21 protein-coding genes and 4 pseudogenes are annotated in these 23,012 nt (G+C 66.0%); 6 read left to right on the top strand and 19 right to left on the bottom strand.

Features of this window, described 5'->3' with window-relative positions; genetic code table 11:
• Window positions 1-258 precede the first annotated feature (258 nt).
• From WS91_RS32810 to WS91_RS10875, 5 genes and pseudogenes are all read right to left on the bottom strand, one after another.
• A pseudogene (locus WS91_RS32810) lies at window positions 259-507 on the bottom strand (DUF1289 domain-containing protein); the annotation flags it as partial.
• A 21-nt stretch (window positions 508-528) separates the two neighbouring features.
• Window positions 529-1,035 carry a YbaK/EbsC family protein gene (locus WS91_RS10860; RefSeq protein WP_038748293.1) on the bottom strand — a complete coding sequence of 169 codons (507 nt, stop codon included), beginning with the start codon at window positions 1,033-1,035 and terminating at the stop codon, window positions 529-531.
• 52 nt (window positions 1,036-1,087) lie between these two features.
• Window positions 1,088-2,020 (bottom strand): hydroxymethylglutaryl-CoA lyase, encoded by a 933-nt coding sequence (locus WS91_RS10865; RefSeq protein ID WP_038748291.1) that lies wholly within the window; start codon window positions 2,018-2,020, stop codon window positions 1,088-1,090.
• 76 nt (window positions 2,021-2,096) lie between these two features.
• Window positions 2,097-3,038, bottom strand: a complete 942-nt coding sequence (locus WS91_RS10870) for a 2-hydroxyacid dehydrogenase (protein ID WP_038748290.1) — start codon at window positions 3,036-3,038, stop codon at window positions 2,097-2,099.
• A 4-nt stretch (window positions 3,039-3,042) separates the two neighbouring features.
• Window positions 3,043-3,480 carry a VOC family protein gene (locus WS91_RS10875; protein WP_038748288.1) on the bottom strand — a complete coding sequence of 146 codons (438 nt, stop codon included), beginning with the start codon at window positions 3,478-3,480 and terminating at the stop codon, window positions 3,043-3,045.
• A gap of 149 nt (window positions 3,481-3,629) precedes the next feature.
• Here WS91_RS10875 and WS91_RS10880 point away from each other — a divergent pair, with 149 nt between their 5' ends.
• On the top strand, window positions 3,630-4,265 hold the full coding sequence (locus tag WS91_RS10880) for an RBBP9/YdeN family alpha/beta hydrolase (protein WP_059670264.1): 636 nt from the start codon (window positions 3,630-3,632) through the stop codon (window positions 4,263-4,265).
• An 81-nt stretch (window positions 4,266-4,346) separates the two neighbouring features.
• Here WS91_RS10880 and WS91_RS35760 read toward each other — a convergent pair.
• From WS91_RS35760 to WS91_RS10895, 4 genes and pseudogenes are all read right to left on the bottom strand, one after another.
• Window positions 4,347-4,421: pseudogene (locus WS91_RS35760) on the bottom strand (ADP-ribose pyrophosphatase); the annotation flags it as partial.
• A 126-nt stretch (window positions 4,422-4,547) separates the two neighbouring features.
• Window positions 4,548-6,665, bottom strand: coding sequence for a phosphocholine-specific phospholipase C (locus WS91_RS10885; RefSeq protein ID WP_059670265.1), 2,118 nt, complete (start codon window positions 6,663-6,665; stop codon window positions 4,548-4,550).
• A 46-nt stretch (window positions 6,666-6,711) separates the two neighbouring features.
• Complete coding sequence (locus tag WS91_RS10890; RefSeq protein ID WP_059670266.1) at window positions 6,712-7,011, bottom strand: hypothetical protein; 300 nt, start codon at window positions 7,009-7,011, stop codon at window positions 6,712-6,714.
• Between the two features lie 274 nt (window positions 7,012-7,285).
• Entirely contained in the window at window positions 7,286-7,744 is a 459-nt protein-coding gene (locus tag WS91_RS10895; protein WP_038748280.1) for an Lrp/AsnC family transcriptional regulator, read from the bottom strand.
• A 124-nt stretch (window positions 7,745-7,868) separates the two neighbouring features.
• Between WS91_RS10895 and WS91_RS10900 the strand changes: the two genes are divergently transcribed.
• Genes WS91_RS10900 through WS91_RS10910 form a run of 3 tightly spaced genes read left to right on the top strand, consistent with a single transcriptional unit; the run spans window position 7,869 to window position 9,745 of the window.
• Entirely contained in the window at window positions 7,869-8,597 is a 729-nt protein-coding gene (locus tag WS91_RS10900; RefSeq protein ID WP_059578374.1) for an AzlC family ABC transporter permease, read from the top strand.
• On the top strand, window positions 8,594-8,896 hold the full coding sequence (locus tag WS91_RS10905) for an AzlD family protein (protein WP_038748276.1): 303 nt from the start codon (window positions 8,594-8,596) through the stop codon (window positions 8,894-8,896). Before WS91_RS10900 ends, WS91_RS10905 begins: the two co-directional genes overlap by 4 nt.
• Before the next feature lie 6 nt (window positions 8,897-8,902).
• Window positions 8,903-9,745 (top strand): alpha/beta fold hydrolase, encoded by an 843-nt coding sequence (locus WS91_RS10910; protein WP_059670267.1) that lies wholly within the window; start codon window positions 8,903-8,905, stop codon window positions 9,743-9,745.
• Between the two features lie 524 nt (window positions 9,746-10,269).
• On the opposite strand, the gene dapA is transcribed toward WS91_RS10910, so the two are convergent.
• Window positions 10,270-11,157 (bottom strand): 4-hydroxy-tetrahydrodipicolinate synthase, encoded by an 888-nt coding sequence (dapA, locus tag WS91_RS10915; RefSeq protein WP_197422232.1) that lies wholly within the window; start codon window positions 11,155-11,157, stop codon window positions 10,270-10,272.
• 281 nt (window positions 11,158-11,438) lie between these two features.
• On the opposite strand from dapA, the gene WS91_RS10920 reads away from it, so the two are divergent.
• A complete protein-coding gene (locus tag WS91_RS10920; RefSeq protein WP_231752011.1) occupies window positions 11,439-13,178 on the top strand; it encodes a tyrosine-type recombinase/integrase in 1,740 nt (579 codons plus the stop codon).
• Between the two features lie 99 nt (window positions 13,179-13,277).
• Here WS91_RS10920 and WS91_RS32825 read toward each other — a convergent pair.
• The 7 genes from WS91_RS32825 to WS91_RS10945 all read right to left on the bottom strand — a co-directional run bounded on the left by WS91_RS32825 (window position 13,278) and on the right by WS91_RS10945 (window position 21,037).
• Window positions 13,278-14,089, bottom strand: a protein-coding gene (locus tag WS91_RS32825; RefSeq protein ID WP_100185325.1) for an IS5 family transposase whose coding sequence is annotated in 2 segments (ribosomal slippage) — window positions 13,278-13,741 and window positions 13,741-14,089 — 813 coding nt in all. Because the reading frame shifts where the segments join, the coding sequence is not laid out codon by codon here.
• A 261-nt stretch (window positions 14,090-14,350) separates the two neighbouring features.
• Window positions 14,351-14,566, bottom strand: coding sequence for a hypothetical protein (locus tag WS91_RS35765; RefSeq protein WP_145986824.1), 216 nt, complete (start codon window positions 14,564-14,566; stop codon window positions 14,351-14,353).
• Complete coding sequence (locus WS91_RS10925) at window positions 14,563-16,020, bottom strand: aldehyde dehydrogenase family protein (protein WP_038748269.1); 1,458 nt, start codon at window positions 16,018-16,020, stop codon at window positions 14,563-14,565. The genes WS91_RS35765 and WS91_RS10925 overlap by 4 nt, the downstream gene beginning before the upstream one ends.
• Before the next feature lie 19 nt (window positions 16,021-16,039).
• Complete coding sequence (locus WS91_RS10930; protein ID WP_156432353.1) at window positions 16,040-17,704, bottom strand: GMC family oxidoreductase; 1,665 nt, start codon at window positions 17,702-17,704, stop codon at window positions 16,040-16,042.
• 166 nt (window positions 17,705-17,870) lie between these two features.
• A complete protein-coding gene (locus tag WS91_RS10935; RefSeq protein ID WP_038748267.1) occupies window positions 17,871-18,812 on the bottom strand; it encodes a LysR family transcriptional regulator in 942 nt (313 codons plus the stop codon).
• Between the two features lie 248 nt (window positions 18,813-19,060).
• Window positions 19,061-20,053, bottom strand: a complete 993-nt coding sequence (locus WS91_RS10940; protein WP_231752012.1) for an alpha/beta hydrolase — start codon at window positions 20,051-20,053, stop codon at window positions 19,061-19,063.
• Window positions 20,054-21,037: an alcohol dehydrogenase catalytic domain-containing protein gene (locus tag WS91_RS10945; protein WP_059670269.1), complete on the bottom strand. Its 984-nt coding sequence runs from the start codon at window positions 21,035-21,037 to the stop codon at window positions 20,054-20,056. It abuts the gene before it with no gap.
• Window positions 21,038-21,273: 236 nt separating this feature from the next.
• Here WS91_RS10945 and WS91_RS10950 point away from each other — a divergent pair, with 236 nt between their 5' ends.
• On the top strand, window positions 21,274-22,164 hold the full coding sequence (locus WS91_RS10950; RefSeq protein WP_059584030.1) for a LysR family transcriptional regulator: 891 nt from the start codon (window positions 21,274-21,276) through the stop codon (window positions 22,162-22,164).
• 28 nt (window positions 22,165-22,192) lie between these two features.
• Here WS91_RS10950 and WS91_RS10955 read toward each other — a convergent pair.
• Together WS91_RS10955 and WS91_RS35770 are read right to left on the bottom strand one after the other, a co-directional pair.
• Window positions 22,193-22,585, bottom strand: a pseudogene (locus tag WS91_RS10955) (IS5/IS1182 family transposase); the annotation flags it as partial.
• Window positions 22,586-22,610: 25 nt separating this feature from the next.
• Window positions 22,611-22,798: pseudogene (locus WS91_RS35770) on the bottom strand (transposase); the annotation flags it as partial.
• Window positions 22,799-23,012: the final 214 nt, after the last annotated feature.

Here is a 23,012-nt window from a genome sequence, read left to right on the forward strand (position 1 = left end):
GAGTGCGAGTGCGAGTGCGAGTGCGAGTGCGAGTGCGAGTGCGAGTGCGAGTGCGAGTGCGAGTGCGAGTGCGGGCTGCGACATTCCGACACGCGCAAGTAAGTTGTAGGGAAACTCCTGATGCGGTGCAGCGAGGGCGCTCGTATGATGCGCAGTGACGTTGATCACGTCCACAGAATTCTCATTACGCATGCCGTTCGCCAGTTTGGGCGAACGGCTTTTTTTTCGTCGCGCGCATGCGGTTGCGCGCCGGCCGCGTCACGCACTGGCCGTGCGCCTCGCCGCCAGCCGCGCGAGCACCGCGCGCTTCGCGTCGTCGTCGAACTTGCGCCAGCCGGCGATTTCGTCGCGCGTGCGACGGCACCCTTCGCACCAGCCGGTTCTCGCATCGATTCTGCAAACGTTCGTGCACGGCGACGGCACGCTCGCTCCCGTCGCCCCCGCTGACCCCGTGGGGCCTGTCGCCCCCGCCGGCCGCGCCCGGCGCATCGTCGAACCGCGCTGCGCCGTCGATCTTCGTCACGCCGCTCATGCGCCGCTGCGTTGCGCGACGTCGGCGATGGGCGCGCCCGTCAGCGACACGAGTTCCCGCGGCGACAGGTTGAACACCGCATGCGGATGGCCCGCCGCCGCCCACAGGCTGTCGAGCTCGAGCAGGTCGCGATCGATCAGCGTGACGGGCTCGACGAGATGGCCGATCGGACACACGCCGCCGATCGCGTAGCCGGTGTTGTCGCGCACGAACTTCGCGTCCGCGCGGCCGACTTCGCCGACCTGCGCGGCGACCTTCTTCTCGTCGACGCGGTTCGCGCCGCTCGCGACGACGAGCACGGGCGCGCCGTCCGCGCGGCGTCGAAACAGGATCGACTTCGCGATCTGCGCGACCGAGCAGCCGAGGCCCGCGGCGGCTTCGGCCGAGGTCTTGCCGGTTTCCTCGAGCATCACGATGCCCTTCGCATGGCCGCGCTCGCGCAGCAGCAATGCAACGCGTCGAGCGGAATCGGGAAGCTTGTCGATGGGGGCGGAGATAGCCATGATGGGAGCGCTTCGTATCCTCGTGTGATGTTTCGAATGGGTGCCGCGCGGCTCACGCGCAGGCGGGCGGTTCGGCGGCCGCGCGCCGCTTCGCGAGCAGCGCGCGGCCCGCGCGCGACACGTTCGCGCGGCCGATCGCGGTCGAGATGAAATCGCCGGCGGCGACGACCTGATCGAGATCGACGCCCGTGTCGACGTTCAGCCCGCGCATCATGTACAGCACGTCCTCCGTCGCGACGTTGCCGGTCGCGCCCTTCGCGTACGGGCAGCCGCCGAGGCCCGCGACCGACGCGTGGAAGATCGCGATGCCCTCGATGAGCGCCGCGTAGATGTTCGCGAGCGCTTGCCCGTACGTGTCGTGGAAGTGGCCCGACAGCCGCTCGCGCGGAAACACCTTCGCGACCGCGTCGAGCACCGCGCGCGTGCGGCCCGGCGTGCCGACGCCGATCGTGTCGGCGATGTCGATCTCGTCGCAGCCGAGCGCGGCGAGGCGCTCGACGACGTCGACGACCGCCTCGACGGGCACGTCGCCCTGATACGGGCAGCCGAGCGCGCACGACACGCTCGCGCGCAACCGCACGCCCGCGTCCTTCGCCGCGCGCGCGACGGGCGCAAAGCGCGCGATGCTCTCGGCGATGCTGCAGTTGATGTTGCGCTGCGAGAACGCTTCGCTCGCCGCGCCGAAGATCACGACTTCGTCGGCGCGCGCGGCGAGCGCGTTCTCGAAGCCCTTCAGGTTCGGCGTGAGCGCCGAGTAGATCGTGCCCGCGCGGCGCTCGATGTCGGCCATCACGTCGGCGCCGTCGGCCATCTGCGGCACCCATTTCGGCGACACGAACGACGCCGCCTCGATGTTGCGAAAGCCCGCGCGCGACAGCCGGTTCACGAGCTCGATCTTGACGTCGGTCGGCACGAACGCCTGCTCGTTCTGCAGCCCGTCGCGCGGGCCGACTTCGACGATCTTCACGGATTGGGGGAGCGTCATCCGAGTCTCCTGGTTCCTGTCTTCTGATGAATGTATCGTGGCATGCGGCTCTGCGGCGCGCGCTCGCGGGCCGCGGTCAATAGCCGCGCGCGCGCTCGACGATGCCGCCGATCGGCTCGCCGCGCTCGAGCGCGCCGATCTTCGCGGCGATTTGCTCGACCGCCTGCGCGCGCAGCGTATCCGCCGAGCAGTGCGGCGTGATCGCGATGCGCGGCTCGCGCCAGAACGGATGATCGTCCGGCAGCGGCTCGGCCGCGAACACGTCGAGCGTTGCCGCGGCGATGCGGCCGCTCGCGAGCGCGTCGAGCAGATCGGCTTCGACGAGATGCGCGCCGCGCGCGATGTTCACGAGGTACGCGCCGTGCGCGAGCTTCGAGAACGCGTGCGCGTTCAGGATGCCGTCGGTGTCCGACGTGCTCGGCAGCAGGTTCACGAGCAGCTTGACGCCGGAAAGGAACGCGTCGAGCTGGGCGGCGCCCGCGAACGTCGCGATGCCGTCGAGCGCCTTCGGCGTGCGGCTGTAGCCGCGCACCGGCAAGCCGAGCGCCGCGAGCGCGCGCGCGACGCCGGCGCCCAACGCGCCGAGCCCGAGCACGCCGACGACGAACGATTCGCGCGGATGCGGCTCGAGCACCTGCCAGCGGCGTTCGCGCTGCAACAGCGCGTATTCGTCGAAGCGGCGCAGATAGCGCAGCGCCGCATGCGTCGCGTATTCGACCATCTGGCGCGCCATCCCGGCGTCCTCGAGGCGCACGAGCGGCACGTCGGGCGGCAGCAGGCCCGGATGCGCGCGCTCGAGCGCGAGCACCGCGTCGACGCCCGCGCCGAGATTGAACACCGCCTTCAGATCCGCGCGCGGCGCGAAGAACTCGCGCGGCGCGCGCCAGACGAGCGCATAGTCGGCGGGCGCGTCGTCGCCGGGCGTCCATGCGCGCAACTGCGCGCCGGGCAGCGCGCGCTCGATGTCGCGTTTCCAGTCCGGCGCGTCCCGATGCGGCGTATAGAACAGGATGCGCATGCGTCTACTTCGCGAACAACTGGCCGATGTCGGCGAACGCCTTGAATTCCAGCGCGTTGCCGCACGGATCGAGGAAAAACATCGTCGCCTGCTCGCCGACTTCGCCCTTGAAGCGGACGTGCGGCTCGATCACGAATGACGTGCCGGCCGCCGTCAGCGCGTCGGCGAGCGCGCGCCACTCGTCCATCGACAGCACGACGCCGAAATGGCGCACCGGCACGTCGTCGCCGTCGACCGGGTTGACAGCCGAGCGGCCCGTCTCGTCGGGCGCGAGGTGCGCGACGAGCTGATGTCCGAAGAAATCGAAATCGACCCAGCGATCGGAGCTGCGGCCTTCCGGGCAGCCGAGCAGGCCGCCGTAGAAGCGGCGCGCGTGCGCGAGGCTCGTGACCGGAAAGGCGAGGTGAAACGGGCGCAACGCGCCGCGCGGCGTGGCGGACATGCATCGTCTCCTTGAAGGAAGCTCTCATTCTACGGTTTTGCCGCGCGTCGCGTCGTGATGCGCGGAAATGCAAAGCACAAAATATTGGTTCGCCGCGTGCGGCGCGCACGTGACAATCGACGCCAGGCTCCTAGCTCCGCGAGGGACACATGCGCTCATGCAGCAAATCGACGTGGCCGCCGCGGCTCGTCACGGTGCCCGGCCTGCACGGCAGCGAAGGCGTGCACTGGCAGACCTGGCTCGAGAGACAGTTCGCGCGCGCGCTGCGCGTCGAGCAGGACGACTGGGACGCGCCGCATCTCGCGCGCTGGGCGCAGAAAGCGCGCGATCTGCTCGCGCGCGAGCGCGGGCCGTTCGTGCTCGCCGCGCACAGCTTCGGCTGCCTCGCGACCGCGCATGCGCTCGCGCAGCACGCATCGGCCGCGGATGCGCCGGCGGCTGAGGTCGTCGGCGTGCTGTTCGTCGCGCCGGCGAATCCGCGCAAGTTCGCGTTCGCGGGCGACTTCGACGCGCGCCGCCTCACCGTGCCGTCGATCGTGATCGGCAGCGAGAGCGACCCGTGGATGACGCTCGCCGACGCGCGCGAATTCGCGCACCGGCTCGGCAGCGCGTTCGTCAATCTCGGCGACGCCGGGCACATCAATACCGCGGCGGGTTACGGGCCGTGGCCGCGCGCGAAGTATCTCGTCGATACGCTCGTGCATTGCGCGGCGCCGCTCAGGTTTCGCGACGACGCGCCGGAGTTCGGCGCGAACGCGCCTGAGCCGCTCGTGACGGCGGCTTGAAGCCGTCGAGCGCGTTTCGTCGAGCGTTTTTCTTTTCTTTCCGCGCTTCAGGCTGTCTGCGCGCACGGCTAGACGGCGACCGCGCACCGCGTGCGTGAGCGGCTGCGGAAGATCGTCGAGCTCGAACCAGCCGAAGGCGTCGTGCTTGTCGGGCTCGTGCGCCGACAAAACGGCACTTTCCGCTTCGTCGCGGCGCGCATGCGCTTTCGATTGCGCATCGATCCGCGCCGACCGAGCGGCGGCGCACGCCGCGCGCGCCGCCGCCCGCATTCCGATCGTGCGTCAGGCCGTGACGGGCGCGATCGCCGCCGGATCGGAATAACTCGTCTTGCCGTTCTCGACATGGCCCGCGAAGCGGCGCACGAACTTGCCCGTCGCGCCGTCGGACACCGTCACGTCGTACCAGTGATGGCTCGCCGCGAGCGCCCATTGCTCGACTCGTTCGTCGCCGCCGCGCAGCGTGATGCGGCGCGGCGACGCGCCGTACGCATTGTCGGTCAGCGTGAGCTGCACGCTCCGGCCGCCGTGATTCTTCAGCTTCAGATACAGATTGCCGTTCGCGACGTCGTAGCCCGCCTTCACTTCCGGATGCGCGGCCGCGTGCCGCCCGTGGCCCTCGGCGGCGGCGGCGCCTTCGAACGCGCGCGCGAAGCCGTTCGGGCCGTACACCGAGAACGCATACGCGCCGTCCGTAGCCGCGAGATCGAATTCGTCGTGCAGCGAGCCGTGCGCGCCGACCGTGTAGCGCCACGGGCCGTCGCTGCGATTCGGTGCGTACACGTAGAAGTGCGCGCCTTGCTCGCCGCGGTTCGCGAACTCGATTCGCAGGCGCGCGCCGCCTTGCACCGACGCGTTCACGTGCAGTTCGTACGGCAGCGCGCGCGCCGGGCGCACGCCGGGCTCCTGCGGATCGACGGGGCTCGGCGCGGCGGGCACCGTCGGCGCGGGCTTCGTCGAGCACAGCTGATCGGCGATCGACCGATAGTTGCTGGTGTCGGGCAGCGGCGGCAGCGTCGCGTCCGGCGTGCGGAAGTCGAACGCGGACGTGAGATCGCCGCACACCGCGCGGCGCCACGGCGTGATGTTCGGCTCGTCGATGCCGAAGCGCGCGGCGATGAAGCGGATCACCGACGTGTGATCGAACACCTGCGAGCACACGAAGCCGCCCTTCGTCCACGGCGACACGATCGTCATCGGCACGCGCGGGCCGAGGCCGTACGGCAGGCCGTCGGCCGTGTAGCTGCCGCCGCGGCCCGGGTTCACGACGTCGTGGATCTCGCCGTCGACGGTGATGGTGGACAGGCCCTGCGCGCGCGTCGTCGCCGGCTGCGGCGGCACGACGTGATCGAAGAAGCCGTCGTTTTCGTCGTACATGATGAAGAGCACGGTCTTGCGCCATACGTCGGGGTTCGACGTCAGCGCGTCGAGAATCTGCGACGTGTAGTTCGCGCCGTACGCGGGCGTGTATTTCGGGTGCTCGGAGAACGCGGCGGGCGGCAGCAGCCACGACACCTGCGGCAGTTTGTTCGCGAGCACGTCGGCTTTCAGGTCGTCGAGCGTGCGCGCCGTCTGCGCGCGCTGATACAGCGACGAGCCCGGCTTCGCGTTGATGAAGTTCGCGAAGTTCTGCAGGACGTTCGTGCCGTAGTTGCCGTTCAGCGGATCGGCGCCCGTCGTGCCCTGCTGATAGATCTGCCACGAGATGCCGTTCGCCTCGAGGCGCTCGGGATACGTGGTCCACGTGAGCAGGTCGTACTTCGGCGGCACGTCGCCGTCGACGTAATCGTTGTTGTCGAGCAGCGGGCCGCCGTACTTGCCCGTCGGGTCGACCGTGCCCGTCATCAGATACGAGCGGTTCGGATGCGTCGGGCCGGGCAGCGAGCAGAAGTAGTTGTCGCAGACGGTGAACGCATCGGCGAGCGCGTAGTGGAACGGGATGTCCTCGCGCACGTGATAGCCCATCGTCATGTCGGTCTTGTTCGCGGGCCACTGGTCGTAGCGGCCGCCGTCGATCGCGGCGTGCGTCTTGTACCACGAGTGATCGAGATCGCCGATGCATTGCGCGCTCGTCGTCAGCGTGTTCAGGCGAAACGGCAGCACGGGCTTGCCCGGATCGGCCTTCGACGGCTGATACCAGACCGGCTTGCCGTTCGGCAGCGGGATCGGAAAGCGGTCGTTGTAGCCGCGCACGCCGCGCAGGTGTCCGAAGTAATGATCGAACGAACGGTTTTCCTGCATGAACACGACGACGTGCTCGACATCGCGGATCGTGCCCGTGCGCGACGCGGCGGGAATCGCGAGCGCGCGGCGGATCGATTCGGGAAACACGGTGAGCGCGGCGGCGGCGCTCGCGGATTGCGCAACGGTATGCAGGAAACGGCGGCGGCTTTCTGACGTCATGTTTTCACCTTTGGCTCTGCGGGGAAGAAGGCGCGGCAAAAAGCGATCAGCCAGGATGCGATGCGGGCCGCGCGGAGGCCGCCGTCGCGCCGGATGCATCGTCGGCGTCGTCCTCGGGCGGGTAGTGGATCACGGGCGTCGCAAGCGGCGCGCTCGCGCCTGCGTTGCCGGCCGCCGTCGCGTTGCCGTTGAACGCGTTCGCGGCGCCGCCCTGCGGCGATGCCGGCGACGCGTCCGCGTGCGATTCCGCGCGGGCGTGCGAAGCCTCGTTGCTGCAAGCGGCGACGAGCGGCGCGACGCACAGTGCGCCGGCGAATGCGGCGAGAGCGGCGAGACGCTGGCGCATCGGCGTGTCTCCTGGAAGATCGCGAGTCTTGAACGTCCGCAAGTATGAGGAAACGATGCGTCGGTTACGTGAATCGTTTGCGACCGCCATATTATGACGATTGGCTTTCGGGCGGCCGGCGGCGGCGCGCGGGCGGCGCGGCGGCCGCGGACGCACGGCGCGGTGCGACGCTGTGCGGTGCGGCGTCTTGCGGCGCGCCTGGCCACGCAGCCGGTCGAGTCGCGCGGCGATCGCGCGCGCCCTCGAATGCCCGGGCCGCCGAACCTTCACGCCGTCAAACCGGCACCTCCGACGTCAGCTTCACCTTCTGCAGCGGAATCTCGGTCTTCACGCTTTGCACGCCCTTGATTCGCGTCAGATGATGCATCTGGAACTGCCGATAGTCGTCGATGTCGGCGGCGACGACGCGCAGCAGGAAATCGCAGTCGCCCGCCATCAGATGGCACTCGACGACCTGCGGCAGTTGCCGGACCGCCTCGGCGAAGTGATCGACGGAGCCCGCGTCCTGCTCCTTCAGCCAGACGCGCGTGAACACGGTCAATCCGCGGCCGACTTTCGCGGGGTTGAGCACCGCGACGTATCGCTCGATCACGCCGTCCTCCTCGAGCAGCCGGACTCTCCTCAGGCACGGCGAAGGCGACAGGCCAACCTCTTTCGCGAGCTCGACGTTTTGCAGCCGGCCGTCGCGTTGCAGGGCTTGCAGGATGCGTCGATCGATGGCGTCAAGTTTCATTGGAATTCAATTCCAGAAAAGTATTGAAAATAGGTGGTTCGTACCAATTCGACATCAGGATATAGCAACAACGCAACCCAATTTCATCGAATTTGGCAGACAATATTGCCTCGAAGGAGGTTTCATGAACAGTCTGCCAACATCAACCGTCATTTCCGAGGAATCCACTGCGAGATCCGAAGCGTGGCGCGGCCTGCGCGCATCGCTGCCCGTGATGCTCGGCTTCGTTCCGTTCGCGCTCGTGCTGGGCGCGCAGGCGGCGCAAAAGGGCCTGAGCATCGTCGAAGTGCCGCTCCTGACCGGCCTGAATTTCGGCGGCGGTTCCGAATTCACGGCGATCCGGCTGTGGACGTCGCCGCCGCACATCTTGCTCATCGTCGCGATGTCGTTCCTCGTCAACTGCCGGCATATCCTGATGGGCGCGGCGTTCGCGCCGTATCTGCGGCATCTGTCGCGCAAGCAGACCTTTCCGGCGCTCTTCTTCATGTGCGACGAAAGCTGGGCGATGGCGCTCGACGACGCGCGGCGGCAGGCGCGCGGCCGCGTGAGCCTGCCGTATTACCTCGGCGTGTCGGCCGGGCTGTATCTGACCTGGATCTCGTGCACCGCGCTCGGCGCGGCGCTGGGGCCGACGATCGGAGACGTCGAGCGATACGGCTTCGACATGGCGTTCACCGCGGTATTCCTGGTGCTGCTGCGGGGCATGTGGAAAGGCGCGCGCGCGAGCCGTCCGTGGCTCGTCAGTCTCGTCGTCGCCGCGGTGACCTATCTGCTCGTGCCGGGCGCGTGGTACGTCGCGGCGGGCGCGCTCGCCGGGCTCGTCGCCGCCGTCGTCTGCGGGGAGCGGTCATGATCGACGTGTCCACGTTGCTGACGATCGTGCTGATGGCCTCGTCCACCTACCTGAGCCGGATTCTCGGCTACGTCGTGCTGCGCAATCGCACGCTGAGCCCGCGGATGCTGGCGGTGATGGAAAATGTGCCGGGATGCGTGCTGGTGTCGGTGATCGCGCCGGCGTTCGTGTCGGACAAGCCGGCCAACTTGCTCGCGCTGGCGATCACGCTGCTCGCGGCAACCCGCTTGTCGATCCTGCCGACCGTGCTCGTCGGCATCGTGTCGGCGGGCCTGTTGCGGCATCTGCTCGGTCAGTGACGGAACATGGACGAGCGGCGACACGCGACGGAAGATCGCCGGGTCGATACCGGGCGGGGGAGCCTGTTCGTGCGATGCTGGGCCGCGCCGCAACGCGCGCACGCGCACGACGGTGTTCCGCCGCCCATCGTGCTGTTCCACGATTCGCTCGGCTGCGTTCGCCTGTGGCGAACGTTTCCGCAAGCGCTCGCCGAATGCACGGGCCGGCAGGTGATCGCGTACGATCGGCTCGGCTTCGGGCAGTCCGATCCGCGCACGGACACGCTCGACGCGAGCTTCGTGCGCGACGAGGCGCGGCGGTTCTTTCCGATGCTGCGCGGGCAGCTCGGCTTCGATCGTTTCGTCGCGCTCGGCCATAGCGTGGGCGGCGGCATGGCGGTGCATTGCGCGGCCGCGTATCCGTCGGCGTGCGAAGCGCTCGTCACCGAATCCGCGCAGGCGTTCGTCGAAGACAGGACGCGCGCCGGCGTCGCCGACGCGCGCGAGCAGTTCAAGCAGCGCGACGCGTTCGAGCGTCTGCGCGCGTATCACGGCGACAAGGCGCGCTGGGTGCTCGACGCCTGGATCGATACGTGGCTGTCGCCGGGGTTTGCCGGCTGGTCGCTCGAAGATGCCTTGCCGCAGGTGACGTGCCCGACGCTCGCGATCCACGGCAGCGACGACGAATACGGCTCGAATCTTCATCCGGAGACGATCGCGCGCTTGGTCGCCGGGCCGGCGCGGATCGAGATCGTGCCGGGCGCGCGGCACGTGCCGCATCGCGAGCGCGAGCGCTGGGTGGCGGAGCTTGTCGCTACGTTTCTTCGCGAGGTGCGGTGCGGCGGTTCCGAGCAGGGCGGTTCCGAATAGGCTGCATGGCGTTGGCGTTGGCGGCAACGGCAGCGACGAGCGACGAGCGGCGAGTGGCGAGTGGCGAGTGGCGAGTGGCGAGTGGCGAGTGGCGAGTGGCGAGTGGCGAGTGGCGGGCTGTTGCGGCGCGCGCCGCTGGCGGCCGGCTTCCGTGTTCTCGGTTCCGCAAGCACGGCCATGTAATGAAACGCCGACACGCCCGCGTGTCGATACGCTGACGTTCCGAAACGCCGAAACGCCGAAACGCCGAAACGCCGAAACGCCGAAACGCCGAAGCTCCGAAGCTCCGAAGCTCCGAAGCTCCGAAGCTCCGATGCGACAAAGCGAACTATTGTCGAGTCGATGATGAGTCGAAACGATGAACGACGAGACGACGCGTCACTCTAGAAAGCGACGCTCGAATCGACGGATTCGAACCGCCGCATCACATACAAGCCACCGATCGACGCGTTGCCTTCCGCACGAACCGCACGAACCGCACGAACCGCTCAAACCGCTCAAACCGCTCAAACCGCTCAAACCGCTCAAACGTCGGCCGTCTCGCTCTGCCGCAGCGCTTCCCAATGCGCGGCCAGCCGCGCTGCGAGCGCGTCGCTCACCGGCAGGAACGGCAGTCGCAGCTCGTTGTCACACCAGCCTTGCGCGGCGAGCAGCGCCTTCACGGGCGCGGGATTCGGTTCCGCGAACAGATCGGCGATGAGCGGTTGCAGCGCGACCGCGATCCGTCGCGCGTCGTCGAGCTTGCCTTCGCGCAGCAGCGCGTGCACGCGCACGTGCCACGCGGGCAGCACGTGCGCGGCGCTCGTGATCGCGCCGTGCGCGCCCGCGCACAGCGCCGCGAAATTCTGGCTGTCGTCGCCGGAGAGGATGCGCAGCGGCGTTTCGTGCACGAGCCGCAGCATCCGTTCGATCGTCCCGCCGCATTCCTTCACGCCGACGACGCGCGCATCGCGCGACAGCGCCTGCAACGTGTCGAGCTCGACGTTCACGCCGGTCCGGTACGGAATGTTGTAGATGAGTACGGGCAGATCCGCCGCTTCGACGATCGCCTCGATGTGCCGCCGCACGCCCGCTTGCGACGGCCGAACGTAGACGGGCGGCGTGGCGAGCAGCCCGTCCGGGCGCAGTGCCGCGAGTTCGCGCGCGCGCTCGGCGACCGCGCGCGTGGCGCTCCCGTTGATGCCGAGCACGATCGGTAACGTCGGCGCGGCGTCGCGCAGCGTTGCGAAAATCGCTTCCTGCTCGCCGGCGTTGAGGAGTGCGCCTTCACCCGTCGTCGCACCGGCGACGAAGCCCGCGATCCCTTCGCCCGCGTAGTGCCGAGCGAGGCGCGCGAGTGCAGGATGGTCGATTTCGCCCGCGTGGAACGGCGTGACGATCGGAAGCCAGATACCTTCGAAACGTGATTGCATGTGCATCCTCTAGGTGAAACGAATGGAGGGAAACCGTCCTGCCGGCCGGTGCCGGATCGAGATATGTGCGAAGAGCGAGTCAGCGCGCGGGCGACCCGCCCGGCGGTCGCCCGACACGATACGACGTCCCCGCGTGTTGCCGTTGATCTGCATGTCTCGATGTTGCGGAAGACGGTGATAGTGCAAGGTTATCAATGGGTTAGTGGTATTGGGGAAATGGGGATCACTGTCATGCAATTGCCCCCTTTTACTCAAACCGCTTACGCAGAAGTGACACAAACTTGGCTCGTATCAACTTCACCGCCGGGCGCGTGCGCGACTTTCGCTGCCCTCCCGATGCCAAGCAATTCTTTATGTGGGACTCGGGTGCGCCGGGCCTTGGGCTGCGCGCCACCGCTGGCAGCGTGTCTTATGTCTTCCAAGGTCGCATCGCGGGCAACACGGTTCGCACCACAATCGGCGACGCTCGCACATGGGATATCGATGGCGCTCGCCAGAAAGCGCGCGAACTTCAGAAACTCATCGATGAGGGTAAAGACCCGCGCGTCGAAAAGGCTACGGCTATCGCGGTTACGCAGGCACGGCGAGTCGAGTCGCGGCGCCGTCAGGCCACGCTGGATACTGCATGGAAGAGCTATATCGAAGCGAATCGTTCCCGCTGGAGCGACCATCATGTTGCGGATCATGAGAAGGTGTCTCATCGTGGCGGCGAAATGAGAAAGCGCGGACGCAAGCAACCTCGCGTTGGCGGCGCACTATCGAGTCTACTTGATGTGCCGTTGCCGGACTTGACCGCAGACGTGATTGCCGAGTGGCTAAAGCGCGAGACGGAAAGCCGACCGACCCAAGCTTCGCTCGCATTTCGATTGCTGCGCGCATGCGTGAACTGGTGTGGCGAACAACATGAATGGCCGGGACTTGTGCCGGAACACGTATGCCGTACACGCAAGGTGCGTCAGAACGTCCCAAAGATTCGTGCGAAATCCGATTGCCTCCAGCGAGAACAACTGGCTCCATGGTTCGACGGCGTGCGTCGGATTGCAAACCCTATCGTATCCGCATACCTGCAGGCGTTGCTTCTCACGGGAGCACGCCGCGAAGAAATGAGCGAACTCAAATGGACCGATTTGGACTTCCGCTGGAACACGTTGATCCTGTGGGACAAGGTGGACGGCGATCGAACGATTCCTCTGACGCCGTATGTGGGATCGTTGCTGGATGCATTACCTCGCCGCAATGAATGGGTCTTTAGCAGAGTCAAGTCGGAATCCGGCCGCTTGCAAGCTCCCGACGATCGGCATCGCATTGTCTTGCGGGCAGCGCATCTCGAAGGGCTCACCCTGCATGGGCTGCGCCGCTCGTTCTCGACGCTTACCGAGTGGATCGAGTGTCCTGCGGGCGTCGTCGCACAAATCATGGGCCACAAGGCAAGCGCCACGGCGCAGAAGCATTACAAGCAGCGCCCGATCGATTTGCTGCGCGTGATTGCCCGCGAATCGATCACGGTGATGCCTATATCCGCCAACGATCTCGAATGGTGGACCAAGCTCGACGAGACGACTTTGTCTTGCGACGCGATGTGTTCGCACGATCGGATTGTCGTCCGTATAGGCGACGCGAAAACCTGGATCGCATCGCTTGGCACGAAGTTACCTGGCATATTGGCTGAGAACTGTTCGAAGTCGTCCGGCACATCGGCAGATCGGGATGTGTTACAAAACCCATCGGCGGCGGATATGACCGAAATTCGCTCGGTTCAACAATCAACCGTTTCGGTCGCTTGGCAGCTGCGGCTTGTCGAGCATTGGCCAGATATCGTGCGCGAGCATGGGCCGTCCGTGGAGGCTCGCGCTGTCATGCGATACATCAAGAAGCATGACGAGTCGGGCGTGATTGTGGCTCGTCCTGTCGCCGACGAATTGATGTGCCGTACGCAACTCGGCGATACGAAGATCGTGGGTCTCAAGACGTTCAAAAACGCCGCGAGCTTGCTGCGCAAGCGTGGTTGCCTGAGGACGTAGGGCTTTGCGAGGGGAGTGTGCGTGCTTCCCTCGGCATCCCGAGGGTGCCCCGAGACCGTCCCGTCTATCGTCCCGAAGTCGCTGAATGCCTAAGCATCTCTAACAGAATGATGTTTGAAGTTGTCGCCGGCAAATGATGCAGGCGGCGATGTTCACGAACGCTTCGTGGATTGCCGCGAGGCGTTCGAACCGGATGCGCTGCCGCCTGAAGTTGTGCAGCCATGCAAAGGCACGCTCGACGACCCAGCGAGTCTTGCCAAGGCCGCTGCCGCGAGGCTCCCCACGGCGAGCGATCTGCGTGGCGATACCGGCAGCGTGCAGAGGCTTGCGATATTTGCCGTGGCCGTGGCCGCGATCGGCTTGCACGATGACGGGCTTTGACTGCGGCCGTCCCCGCTCGCCGCGAATGGGTGGAATGGCCCCGTTCAGAGGCGGCGGTTGAGTGACGTCGTTGCGGTTGGCGCACGTGAGAATCAGCGCGAGCGGGATGCCCTGCGCTTCGGTAACGAGGCGGTGCTTTGAACCGGGTCGTGCCCGATCGGTGGGATTGGGTCCTGTTTTTGACCTGATCCCACTGCGCGAATGGAGGATGAATCGATGACCACGCGCGACCAGTCGATGCGATCGGCCGCTCGAAGTTTCGCCAGCAGCACCTCGTGCAGCCGGTCCCAGGCGCCTGCCTGTTGCCAGTCGCGCAGTCTGCGCCAGCAACTCATGCCCGAGCCACATCCCATTTCCTGCGGAAGCATCTCCCAGGGAATACCGGATTGCAGCACGAACAGGATGCCGGTGAGCACGGCGCGATCGTCGAGCGGCTTGCGCCCCGGGTGTCGCGTGCGGCGTGGCTTCGGTGGTGGCAGCAATGGTTGGATGAGTGACCACAATTGGTCATCGAGTAACGGTTTTGCCATTGCCCCCTCGTCAGCGAAACAACGAAGCGGTTGACAATGCGTGCGCCGGGTTATCAGCCCCCTGATACTCATTTTGTTAGAACTTTTAATAAGTCGAAAGCAAATGACGATTCACGAATCGGACTGATTCAGGATCGCGCTGGACCGCAGGCTCGAGTCCTGACGGCACAACGACTCGAGTCGATTGCACGGTCGATTCGTCTGACATGGCGCGACTGCCGTCATCGACGAGCCGTCCGCAACATTCGACGGTCTGGGCAATCAAGGATCGATTGCGCGCGCCATGACGTGAGTGACGGAATAGTGTCGCCGATACAGTGACGATCTCTTATCGATGCGTCTTTCCGCGTCGAGCGGCCGCGTATCGATGTTTGCCAGGCAGCCGCCGCCGTTGCGGGGTGATTTTCCCGACGCGTTCCATCGCACTTCGTTGAGTCCCGTCATAGGATGCCCGTCGCGAATGATCGCGCCTGTCATTGAGGGACTCCGGTGCTCAGCGTGATGTGTTTGTACTCGATGAAATCGTCGATGGCGGCGGCGCCGTTGAGGCGGCCGAGGCCCGACTGGCGGTAGCCGCCTTCCTCGAATTCGTCGTAGATCTTCGCCCAGTCGTTGATCCAGATCGTGCCCGCCTGCAGCGCGCGCGCGACCCGCATCGAGCGCTGGACGTCGCGCGTCCACACCGCAGCGGCGAGGCCGTATTCACTGTCGTTGGCGAGCTTGATCGCTTCGTCTTCCGTGTCGAACACCTGCAGCGTCATCACCGGTCCGAACGTTTCATGCTGCACGATGTCGAGCCCCGGATCGTCGACTTCGAGCAGCGTCGGCCGGTAGAACGCACCTTTCGCGAGATCGCCGTCGGTGGCGGGGCCGCCCCGCAGCAGCACCTTTGCGCCGGCCGCGATCGCCAGTTCGACGGCGCGGTCGACGCGCGCGACATTGGCCCGGTCGATGAGCGGCCCCATGTCGCTGCGCGGGTCGGCGGCGGGACCGACGCGCACCGCGCCGAGGCGCGCGGCGAGACGCGTGCGGACAGCCTCCGCCACGCGCCGCTGCACGAGCAGGCGCGAGCCCGTCATGCAGAACTGGCCGGCGAACACGGTGATCGACTTCTCGATGACGGGCAGCGCGGCGTCGAGATCGGCGTCGTCGAACACGACATGCGGCGTCTTGCCGCCGAGTTCAAGGCCGAAGCGCTTCAGGCGCTGCGCGCCGGCGGCCGAGATCGCGCGGCCGGTCGCCGTCGATCCCGTGAAGCTGATGACGGGCACGTCCGGCGATGCGACGAGGTATTTCGCGCCGTCGGAGCCGGATTCGCTGAATACGTTGACGACGCCGCGCGGCAGCGACGGTGCTTCGGACATCACCCTGGCGACGAGCGCATTGGTTTGCGCAGTCTGCCCCGGCAACTTGACGACGGCGGTCGTACCGGCGGCGAGCGCGGGCGCGAGCGAGCGCACCATCAGCACGACCGGCGAGTTCCACGGCGCGATGATGCCGGCGACACCCATCGGCTCGCGCAGCACGAGCGACACGACGTCCGGGTGCGGCGTGCCGCCGTGAGCGCGCTCGGCGCGCGCGAGCGCCGCGTAATAGCGCAGCTTCGACGGCACCATTTCGACCTCGAACCGGGCTTCCGGCTTGATCTTGCCGTTCTCGAGCGAGAGCTGGTCGATCAGTGCATCGGTGTGTCGTTCGAATGCGACGGCGAGTTCCTCGAGTACCTTGGCGCGCAGCGCGGCGTTGCGCTTCCAGGGCGTGCGATCGAACGCGCGCAACGCGGCGGCGACGGCCGCGCGCGCCTCGGTTTCGCCGCCGTCGGCATAGCGGCCAATCACGGCGCCGGTTGCGGGATCGAGCGAATCGCGATGAACGGGCGAATCGACCCATTCGCCGTCGATCCAATGCAATGCATGAGAAATGGAAGTCATGAGTTTCCCCGGCCCGGATTCAGAGGTAGTGGCGAGCGATATGCTCGGCCGTTGCGATGGTGGTGACGTTGGTGGCGACGGAAACCGAGTCCGGGAAAATCGACGCGTCGACGACGCGCAAGTTGTGCATGCCGTGCACGCGCCCGTCGAGGTCCACGACCGCGTGCGGATCGCCCGGAACACCCATCGGCGCGGTCGACGTGGGGTGGTGGTAGGTGTCCAGGGTCGACCTGACGGACGCGAGGATCTGCTCGTCGGTCGCCGCGCCCGGGCCGGGATTCAGCTCGGAATGAATGAGGTCCGACAATGGGGCGGTGCGGCCGATGCGCCGCGCCAGCTTGATGCCGTCGAGCAGGCGCACGCGGTCCTGCTCGTCGGCGAGGAAGTTCAGGTCGATCACCGGCGCGTCGCCCGGCTTGCGGCTCGCGAGCTTCAGGCTGCCGACCGACAGCGGCCGCGTTAGCGCGACCGCGAGCACGAAGCCGACCTTGGTCGGGCTCTGGTCGTGCGGGAACAGATGGGTCGCCGTGACGTGCAAATCGAGGTCGCTGTTTTGCGCGGACGCGCTGTGCGTCCAGAGGAACGCGCCGATCACGGGCGACTGGTCGCCGATTCTGTCGGGGCGCGCCGCGTAGGCGTTGTAATAGAAAGGGTGATCCTTCAGGCGCTGCCCGACGGGCAGATTCGCGACTTCGGGGATCGACAGCGCGCGCAGATCCGCGCCCGGTCCGATGCCGGATCGCAGCAGAATCGCGGCGCTGCCGTAGCTGCCCGCGCTCAGGATCACTTCGTTCGCGTGGATTTCCTCGCCGTTCGCAAGCCTGACCCCGATCGCGCGGTCGCGGTCGAAGAGCACGCGGTCAACGAGCGCGTCTCCCCGGATTCGCAGGTTGTTGCGCGCGCGGACGTCGTTGGTCAGATAGGCGATGCCCGTGTTGACGCGCACGCCGTTGACGATGTTCATCGAATACGGGCCGACGCCGTTGGCGTCCGGACCGTCGAAATCGTCGATGACGCGATAGCCATTCGCGACGGTCGCATCGACGAACGCGCGTTGCATCGGCGTGATGTCCTCGCGGGTCAGCTGGCGTACCGGCAGCGGGCCGGCATGGCCATGCAGCGCGGCGCTGCCGCTGTCGCGGCTTTCGAGTCGCTTGAACGACGGCAGCATGTCGTCGAATGACCAGCCCGGAAGATTCCAGTTCTTCAGATCCTGCGGGCGAGGGCGAATGGCGACCGCACCGTTGATCGCGGAACTGCCGCCGAGCACCTTGCCGCGCAGCGCGCCGATCGGGTGATCGATGTAGCCGGTCTGGGTGCGGTAGCCCCACTCATGGCGCGCGTCGCCGCCGACGATGTCGCTGCTCGCGATCACGTGCGGATAGTCCCACGCGGCGTAGTTGCGGCCGGCTTCGAGCAGCAGCACGTTGCGGCTCGTCTTCTCGCTGAGACGCGCCGCCAGCACGGCGCCGGCCGAGCCGCCGCCGACGATCAGCACGTCGAGCGTGCGTTTGCCGTTGCCGGCGCGGCGGCGGGACGGCGCGTCTGTCGGTGCGTCGGCGGAGGCCGGCGCCGCGGTCGCTTCGCCGTTGAGCAGCGAGCCGACGGCGAGTGCGGCCGAATGGGAGAGTGTCTGCGCGAGCATCGTGCGGCGCGCGGGGTTTCGCAGGGTATCGTCACTCACGGTCGTGGGCCTTGTGAAAATGAGTCGCGACCAGATTACGAATTGCGAACGCACCGGCATAGCCGGCGGCAGGCGAACGCGGCGTTCGGTTTCCACGAACGCCGGGCCCGACAACGACGTGTGCGGCACATGGGCGGCGATTGGGCCCGGGGGGCGTGAAGCGCCGTTACGCCTGCCGGACGCGAGGCAGAATGCCGCGCTCGACGAGCGCGGCGTCCCAACTGGCCGGTTGGCCGATCTCGTTGGCGAGAAACTGGACGAGCGCCTGGATTTTGGGCGACGTGCGAATCGTTTTTCGGTACAGCGCGGATATCTGTCCGCCCGGCGGGGGGTGGTCCGGCAGAACGGGCACGAGATCGCCGGCGGCGAGCGCTTCGGCGGCGAGGAACGTGGGTAGGATCGCAAGGCCCAGGCCTGCCAGTGCGCCCGCCAGCAATTGATGTCCCGAATCGGTTCGCATCCGGACACGGATACGAAACGACTGCTGGGTGCCGTCGAGCGGCAGGCTCCACATGCCGTTGGGCTCGCGATTCAGATAGATCAGTCCGTCGTGCTGCAGTAGATCCGCGGGATGCGCAGGCACGCCGCGCCGGGCAAGATAGGCGGGGCTGGCGCAAATCAGGTGGTGATTGGCGGTGAGCGTGCGCGCGACGAGATTCGAATCGGTCAGCTTGCCGATGCGTATTGCGAGGTCGAAATGACCGTCATGCAGATTGGATAGCCGGTCCTCCGCCTCGACATCCACGCAGAGGTCGGGATATTTCGCAGCAAAGCGAACCAATAGCGGCGCAAGCTGGCGCGTGACGAACGTGGCCGGCACCACGAGCCTCAATGTGCCGTGCAGGCTCGCTCCGGCTTCCTGAACGTCGGATTCGATTCTTTCGAGCTCCTGAAGAAGCGGTCTCGAATGATCGAAGTAACTTTGTCCGGGTTCGGTCAGCTGCAGCGGGCGACCGCGTTTGAGTAACATGCAGCCGAGACGCTTTTCGAGCTGCTGGACGCGCTGGCTGACGATTGACTTGGTCGTGCCGAGGCGGCGGGCGGCTTCGGAAAAGCTGCCTGATTCGACGACGGCCACGAACGTGCTCATGTCGGAGAATTTGTTCATTTTTCAGTGCGGCAGGCCGAGATCGGCGCGCGGGCCGGCCCGCGCGCCGCGTGACCGCTCCATCTGGAATACGTAGCCGGGCAGGTTCCTGGTCGCAGAATCGCTGCGTGCCAATCCGTCCATCAACTGCTTCCCCCAAGTTCCGCGGTCACAAGCCCGGCGTTCGCGACTTGCCGTCCATGCACCGAGCCTCGTCGGACCGTGCGTGTCATTTCGGATGTATGCCCGGTGCCAGCCGGGCTTACGGATTACTGTGAGGCAGTTTGTTTCCGGAGAAATCGTATTCCATCGTCTAGTGCGACCTCGCCTCGGGGATGGTTCGCCTTGTCCTTGAAGAACTGGATGAAACCGTGTGACTGCCCTTCGTAGACGATGACGGATGCTTCAACGCCTGCTTCTTTCAGGCTGCTTGCGTACGCGACGTTCTCGTCGCGCAACGGATCGAGCTGGCCGACCTGAATCAGTGTTGGCGGCAGATCGGCATGATCTCCCAGGATGGGGGAAAGCAGCGGCGCATGCGGACTTGTTTCCGTCGGCACATAGCTTGCGAGCACATTGCGCATCACCTCCCGCGTGGGAAAGTACGCGTCGCCCAGCTCGGCCCATGAGGGTGTGTCCAGTTTGTTGCTCACGGACGGGTACATGAGCCATTGCGCCACCGGTCGAGGACCGCCGCGATCGCGGGCGAGCATGGCGGTCGCCGTCGAAAGAGTCGCACCGGCGCTATCGCCGCAGAGCACGACCCGCTTGGCATCGCCGCCCATTTCGTCAACGTGGTCGGCCGTCCATCGCAGCACGGCGTAGACGTCTTCAAGACCCGCGGGGAACGGAAATTCGGGCGCGAGCCGGTAGTCGACGGCAATCACGAGCGCGCGAGCACGGCTGGCGATCGCGCGCGCGAGCACGTCGTGCGTATCCAGATCGCCGGACACGAAGCCGCCACCATGCGTGAACAGCACGACCGGAAGTCGTTCGTCCGCTCGCGCATCGGTCGGCTTGTATACGCGCACCGGGATGTTTCGGGCGGGATGCGTGGCGGCTACATCGATCGCGAGCACCTGATCGACCGGGTCGGGTGCGCCGGCAGACGGAATCATTGCGCGATAGGACGTTCGCATGTTTTGGGCGAACGTCGCCGTTTGGTCGTTGACCCATTGTGCCGCGGTCGCACCCGGCTCGATGATTCGATGCGGCGCCAAGATGCCGAAACGTGAATGGCTAATGAGTTTCCACTGAAACATTCATACACTCCTAATCCTGCTGTTTGGACACGTACTCGAATGGCAGCGGCCTGCCTGTGCCATCCGCTTCGATAGAAACCCGGACAAGCCGAAGGGTATCGGCGTGGGTGGCATTCGTTGCGCGGCCGACCGGCTGAGCTGTTTGCGGCGCGAGTGCCGATCGCACGATCTCAGCGACGAAAGTCTGGCGAATTGCCCAGCCCCGTTCCTGTGTTGCCGGAAAATCGCCGTCACCCGAGCGGCGTGCATGGCGTGTCGCTCGGGCGAACCCGTCGGGCGAACGTCAAGACTTCGGATGCCGATCGAATCCCTCAGGGGGCTGGCGCCGACGCCTTCCCGCACGACGTCGACGCCAGACGGAACAACTTCCTTGACGGTTGCCGCAATTTGCCCGCCGTCGACGAGAGCAAGATCGGCGCCGACGTCGCGCATCCGCTGAAAATGGGCTTGCGCCCGGTTCGTAGCTATGACCGTGACGCAACGGTATTTCGCATGGGCGATTGCCGCGAGCGCGACCGAAGGTGTACCACCACGGATCAGCAGCGTTTGGCCGGAACAGATCGCCAGCACCTTGTCGAGCGCGCCGGCCGCAGTGACATACGCTTGCGGCAACGCGGCGAGCGCTTCCCATGAAAGCGCCGAGTCGTCCACGGCGACGACGTTGCCGCGCAGAACGGTGACTTGCTCCGCGTAGCTGCCCGGTCGCGTGAATGGCAGCCCGCCCATCGCGGTTGCGACGGCCTGTCCGGTTCGACGCTGGCCGGCAGGATCGTGGAGCACTTCACCGACCGCTTCGACGCCCGGCACGCGAGGCTGGTCGCCAATTGGCCCGAGGTTGCCCGACCGGAGATACATCTCGGCGCGGTCGAGTCCGAACGCGCGAACGCGAATCCGGATTTCGTCGTCGCCGGGATTTCGCATCGGCACGTCCTGCAGCTGCAGGACGTCCGGGCCGCCGAAGCGTTCGATGACGTAGGCCTTCACGAGAACTCCGGATGCGCGCCGGGCGCGCACGCGACACGGTCTCCGTACCGGGCGTCTCCATCGTGACGCCCGGCGGAATCCGCTTCGGCATGCGTTGCCCGAGGTGAGAAAAGTTGCGAAATGACGGCTCATCCGGTAGATCGATGAGCCGTCGAACACGCGTCATTCTGGATTGGTCAAATCCGCAACGGAACTAGCTAAAATGAAAAAATCTCTTTCATTTTTGGCAGGCTGAATTGGACCTCAACGATGTACGGATATTCGTGGGCGTCGTGCAGACGGGCAGCCTTTCCGGTGCCGCCGCGCGGCTGGAGATGCCGTTGCCGACGGTCAGCCGCCGTATTCGTGCGCTCGAGAAGCAATTGCAGGTGCAGTTGCTGGAGCGCACCACGCGCGGCACCAAGCTGACCGAAGCCGGGACCCGGTTCTACGAGCATGCGAGCCGAGGCGTCGAGATGCTCGCCGAGGGCGAGCAGGCGGTGGTCAGCGATCAGGCCCGGCTGAAGGGACGGTTGCGCTTGTCGTTGCCGCCCGCATTCGAGGCGTGGTGGGAGCTGTTGTCGGCGTTCGGGAAGCGGTATCCGGATATCCACTTGCACGTGTATACGACCGAGCGTCGAGTCGATCTGATCGAGGATGGGATCGACGTCGCGCTGCGGATCGGAGCGATCTCGCACGAAGCGATGGTGGCGCGCCGGTTACTCTCCTACCGCCACGTCCTGGTCGCCAGTCCGGCGATGATCGACGCGTTGGGTACGCCGGAGGCGCCAGACGACCTGCATCGGTTCCCTTGTGCGGTCTGGAGCACGGGTGCGAATTTCAGTCGGGGATGGCGTTTGGGCGAGCAGACGTTCGAACCCGGCGTCGTCTTGTCCACCAATGACTATTCACAGTTGCGCCGCAGCGCAATATCCGGAGAGGCCGTCACGGAGCTCCCGCCGTTTCTCGCCGCCGATCCGATTCGTCAGGGACGGTTGACTGCGTTGCTTCCCAACCACCCGCTGCCTGAACAGCATGTCAATCTGCTGTATCCGTCGCATCGGCATCCGTCGGCGCTGGTGCGCGCCTATCTCGAGTTTTGCCAATCGCGGCTTGCGTGGTTTGCAAGCGCTTGTGCCGTTGGCTAGGCTAGCGCGTTGCCGCATCGGATGGGGCGGCCCTCAAGGTCCGCAGCGCCTTCTTCATCCGTTTGCACTGCTTCGCGTGCGCATGGCGGCCAATCTGGCTCTCCGGGCGGGGCGCCTCGCGGTTGTCGTTCTGCCTCAGCTTCGGCCCATGTCGAGCGGCCGCCTTCACCGGATGTTCGCGGCAGCGCTCGAGTAGCCGCGAATCGGTCGGATAGGCAATCGCCTTCTTCATCACCGTCGTATCGACGATCACGCGCTTCAGACTCGCGTGCTTGACGACCTTGGCCCGTTTGGCCGCCTCGATCGTCTCCGCCAGCCGCTTTTCAACGCAAGCTTCGCCCAGCCGCTTGCGCCAGCGCGTCAGGCTCGGCGGATCGAGCGGCAGCTTGGTCTGCAAGTACGTCTCACCCGTGAATACCTGAAGCGCCCCGAGGATGTAGGAGACGTCCACATCCCATTTCCTGCGGAAGGATCTCCCAGGGAATACCGGATTGCAGCACGAACAGGATGCCGGCGAGCACGGCGCGATCGTCGAGCGGCTTGCGCCCCGGGTGTCGCGTGGGCGTGGCTTCGGTGGTGGCAGCATCGGTTGGATGAGTGACCACAATTGGTCATCGGGTAGCGGCTTTGCCATCGCCCCCTCGTCAGCGAAACGACGAAGAGGTTGACAGAGCGCGCACCGGGTTAACAGCCCTCGCTACTCATTTTGTTAGAACTTTTAAGTATCGCCTCAAATCGAGCACGATACGTATGATGTCGGACCGAATAGGGAGGGAGAACCACAAAGACGTTCACTGATTGACGTCTTGACTCGATAACTCGTCACCGAACAGTTGATCGGAAATCTG

Origin of the sequence: Burkholderia sp. MSMB1498 (assembly GCF_001526245.1) — a bacterium.
Classification (GTDB): domain Bacteria; phylum Pseudomonadota; class Gammaproteobacteria; order Burkholderiales; family Burkholderiaceae; genus Burkholderia; species Burkholderia savannae.

Coding starts and splice junctions, on each gene's coding strand:
- WS91_RS10860 (WP_038748293.1), bottom strand. CDS start 1,035: ATGGCTATCTCCGCCCCCATCGACAAGCTTCCCGATTCCGCTCGACGC.
- WS91_RS10865 (WP_038748291.1), bottom strand. CDS start 2,020: ATGACGCTCCCCCAATCCGTGAAGATCGTCGAAGTCGGCCCGCGCGAC.
- WS91_RS10870 (WP_038748290.1), bottom strand. CDS start 3,038: ATGCGCATCCTGTTCTATACGCCGCATCGGGACGCGCCGGACTGGAAA.
- WS91_RS10875 (WP_038748288.1), bottom strand. CDS start 3,480: ATGTCCGCCACGCCGCGCGGCGCGTTGCGCCCGTTTCACCTCGCCTTT.
- WS91_RS10880 (WP_059670264.1), top strand. CDS start 3,630: ATGCGCTCATGCAGCAAATCGACGTGGCCGCCGCGGCTCGTCACGGTG.
- WS91_RS10885 (WP_059670265.1), bottom strand. CDS start 6,665: ATGACGTCAGAAAGCCGCCGCCGTTTCCTGCATACCGTTGCGCAATCC.
- WS91_RS10890 (WP_059670266.1), bottom strand. CDS start 7,011: ATGCGCCAGCGTCTCGCCGCTCTCGCCGCATTCGCCGGCGCACTGTGC.
- WS91_RS10895 (WP_038748280.1), bottom strand. CDS start 7,744: ATGAAACTTGACGCCATCGATCGACGCATCCTGCAAGCCCTGCAACGC.
- WS91_RS10900 (WP_059578374.1), top strand. CDS start 7,869: ATGAACAGTCTGCCAACATCAACCGTCATTTCCGAGGAATCCACTGCG.
- WS91_RS10905 (WP_038748276.1), top strand. CDS start 8,594: ATGATCGACGTGTCCACGTTGCTGACGATCGTGCTGATGGCCTCGTCC.
- WS91_RS10910 (WP_059670267.1), top strand. CDS start 8,903: ATGGACGAGCGGCGACACGCGACGGAAGATCGCCGGGTCGATACCGGG.
- dapA (WP_197422232.1), bottom strand. CDS start 11,157: ATGCAATCACGTTTCGAAGGTATCTGGCTTCCGATCGTCACGCCGTTC.
- WS91_RS35765 (WP_145986824.1), bottom strand. CDS start 14,566: ATGACAGGCGCGATCATTCGCGACGGGCATCCTATGACGGGACTCAAC.
- WS91_RS10925 (WP_038748269.1), bottom strand. CDS start 16,020: ATGACTTCCATTTCTCATGCATTGCATTGGATCGACGGCGAATGGGTC.
- WS91_RS10935 (WP_038748267.1), bottom strand. CDS start 18,812: ATGAACAAATTCTCCGACATGAGCACGTTCGTGGCCGTCGTCGAATCA.
- WS91_RS10940 (WP_231752012.1), bottom strand. CDS start 20,053: ATGTTTCAGTGGAAACTCATTAGCCATTCACGTTTCGGCATCTTGGCG.